Source organism: Planktothrix sp. FACHB-1355 (assembly GCF_014748295.1).
GTDB classification, from domain to species: domain Bacteria; phylum Cyanobacteriota; class Cyanobacteriia; order Cyanobacteriales; family Aerosakkonemataceae; genus Aerosakkonema; species Aerosakkonema funiforme_A.
In genome coordinates, this window is record NZ_JACJUP010000784.1 from 1 (window position 1) to 3,406 (window position 3,406).

General features: G+C 46.6%; 1 protein-coding gene and 1 pseudogene. One reads left to right on the forward strand and one right to left on the reverse strand.

Annotation, left to right across the window (positions count from 1 at the left end; translation table 11 throughout):
- Positions 1 to 2,648 (forward strand): annotated as a pseudogene (locus H6S82_RS33710) (hypothetical protein); the annotation flags it as partial.
- Here H6S82_RS33710 and H6S82_RS24800 read toward each other — a convergent pair.
- Positions 2,641 to 3,406: response regulator (locus tag H6S82_RS24800; protein ID WP_199317951.1), on the reverse strand; the 766-nt coding region annotated here is incomplete at its 5' end. The pseudogene H6S82_RS33710 and the gene H6S82_RS24800 sit on opposite strands and share 8 nt — an antisense overlap.

The following is a 3,406-nucleotide window of genomic DNA, read 5'->3' on the forward strand; positions in this document are numbered from 1 at the left end:
CTTTCGGCTTGGCTTTAATGGTGAAGCAAACAGCTATATTTTTCCTATTCATACCAATAGTTTTGGTAATAAATGACGAACTTCGTAATTTCTGGAAAAACTTAAGATTAAAAATTAAAAATCAGCCTTCTTCTATTTTTAATGCAACTGAAAGATTAGCTCAACTATTAGGTGCTTTGTTGTTGTCAGTGTTAGTATTTGGCCCTTGGTATCGCACGAATTGGCTGCTAATGCTGACAGCTGGGAAACGAGCTACTGTAGACTCTGCGATCGCAGAAGGCGACCCTGCCCTAAATACGATCGATGCCTGGATATTTTATTGGAAAGATTTACCTTATGTAGTTTCTTGGCCTCTGTTGCTAGTACCCATCGTCGGTCTACTACTTTATCTGGGTAAGTTAGCCATTAGAGGAGTAGAACAGCTACGCAGGAAAACATCTGAGGAAATAGAGCCGCTACGGAAAATAGCAGCGGAAAGTGAACAAATGTCAGCTTGGCAGGCCGAATTTAAGAAAACTGGCAAGATGCCGCCCGAATTTAGGAAAGCAGCAGCGGAGATCGAAAAACAAATGTCAGCTTGGCCGCCCGAATTGAGAAAAACAGCAGCGGAGATCGAACAACAGCCAGTTTTGCAGATCAAATTATGGCACAAAGTTATAGTGTTAAGTTGCTGTTGTCTATATTATCTGGGTATACTTCTCAATCTAAAATTAGAGTTTCGAGATCTCAGAGGTACAGGTGGTAATAGCTTTACTCGATCGCCTATTAAATGGTTAGCTATATTTTTGGTAAGTGCCTATCTGCTTTGTTCTCTAAATATTAACAAAGATACCCGTTATGTTTTGCCATATTTGCCAGTGCTGTCACTGTTCCTCGCTTACTGGTTGACGCTTTGGACTGGGCGCTGGTCACAATATATCCGCCGCATTACTATCGGTTTAGCGATATTATTAATGTTGGCAAATATCTATCCGATCGGGGGTACTTGGTTAACGCAAATTCTCAGTCCCCGGTTTCAGCACTATCCTTATATTGGTGCCCAGTTTCCCCATCAGCAGGTAATTGCAGAAATCGTTAAAACGGAACCATACCTGCGATCGACTTTAGGCGTACTACCCTCGACACCAGAACTAAACCAACACAACTTCAATTATTACGGTGCTTTAAGCGATTTTCAGGTTTACGGGCGTCAGGTAGGAACGCGAAAAAAACACCTACAGCAAGATGCACGGTCTGTGTCCTGGTTCCTCACCAAAACAGGAGATCAAGGTTCCGTTCCCAGCGAAGCGCAGAGTGCGATCGTCCAAATTGTAGAGCAAGGTGGAGATTTCCAGTTACAGAAAAGTTGGAATTTGCCCGATGGCAGTAATTTGAATCTTTACCACAGCCGAAAGCCACCAGTACAAGTACAACCGTTAAGCGAAGAAGTAGCAAAGCAGGAGATAATTTCTCAATCCGCAATCCCCAATCCAAAATCCTCTCTTGCGAAGGTGGGCATCGTGACGGTCACCGGAGCCATTCCGATCTTGGGGTCTCCCCAAGTAGAGGACATGGCGTCCAAGACGCCCACTTCGCGCAAAATCCAAAATCTAAAATTGAATCGCGTTACAGTACCAGATCGATCGCCTCCTGGAGTTCCAGTCCCCGTCGTCTACGATTGGTCTGGTTCTTGGAACCAGTTACAGTCAGGCTTGGTATTGTTAACTTGGCGCAGTTCGGCGGTTTCTCCCTCACAAGCAACAAAGTCCGCGCTTGCATTGAAAACAGGTGGGACGGGCAAGATGCCCATCCCACAAGCCAAATCTCTCTCTTCTGAGGTGGGCGTCTCGACGGGCAAGATGCCCATCCCACAAGCCAAATCTCTCTCTTGTGGGGTGGGCGTCCCGCCTGCCCAGTGCATTAGTAAAAAATCTCAGACGAAGCAACAAGGATGGCTGCATGACCATGCTATTGGGATGGGAAATTTGCATCCGGGTAACTTGACAGACGATCGCTTGACGGATTCATTTCGAGTTATCGAACGAACGGCGATGCTTCCTCCCGCCGATGTTGTTCCGGGAATTTACACTTTAGAAGCAACTTATCTCAATCGCCAAACTGGTGAAACTTATCCGATTGCAGTACCGCCAGTCACCCTGAAAATTGACCCAACTGCCAAGTTTACACCCGCACCGGAATTAGATTTACTCACTCAGTTAAGAACTTTAGCAGCTCAATTACCCCAAGGCTCAAAAGCACTCGATCGCGTCTTTGACCAAACTGGACGGATCAATCAATACGATCCGACTCAAGATTATCTGATTCAGGCTAGCAAGACACTAAATTACCGTTTGGCACACTCACCGCAAAACCTGCAATTAGCTTATGCTTTGGCGCTGGCGAAGGTGTTGCGGCGACAGCCTGCTGGTGCGATCGCCGCCTTGGAAAGAGTCACCAAACTCGACTCCCAAAACCCCTACGCCTACGCCTACCTGTCTTTCGTCCACTTGTATGACTGGAATCCCTCAAAAGCCGAAAAAGCCCTCAAACCAGCCCTGGCTCTCAATCCCAATCTCCCGGAAATTCAAGCTCTCAGCGGTGCAGCAGCTCTAATGCAAGGAAATTTGATCGAAGCTTGGCATTATTTCCAGCCATTAATTACTATTTGAGATAGCTCATCAAGATTGACTCAATCTGGGCAATTCCAATCGGCTTAGTAAAGTAGTCATTAGCTCCAGCGGCTAAACAAAGTTCCCTGTCACTTTCTGATGCAGTCAGTATTACGACCGGTAGATTTTGCAAATCTGGTTCTTGTCGCAGCGTTGCGAGTAAATTTAAGCCGATCGGGCCTTCCGGTAACTGTAAATCCAACAAAATTAAATCTGGTTTGAATGTTTGCACTTCACCTAGAAAATCAAGACCATTGGCTAAGTGCTTTACGTGATAGCCAATCGCCTGAAGGTAATTCTGTAACACGGAGGCAGTGCGGCGATCGTCCTCCACAATTAAAACACGCATTTTGTCAGAGGCCACTTTTCGAGTGTGGCGTTTGAGGTGTCGGCTGTCGGTTACCTGTGGCCTTGGTTGTGCTGGAGAATGCAGAGCTCTCTCTACAACTGGAAAAACCCCTGCCCCACTGACGACCGCTCCCTCAGTATCCGGCAGAAAAAGCGTGAATTCACTGCCTTGACCCAAAGTCGATCGCACCGTCACATCGCCACCGTGCAAACGGGCTAGTTTGCGAGTCAGCACCAAACCCAAACCAGAGCCTTCACATTGCCACTTAAGATCGCTATCGAGCTGGCAGAACGGTTGAAACAGCAACCGAAGATTTTCTGGCGCAATGCCGATACCTGTAAGTAGTCGGACAAAAGTAATCGACACTGTATGAACTTTTGTTAAGGCACTTGCAGGAGTGCGATCGCTA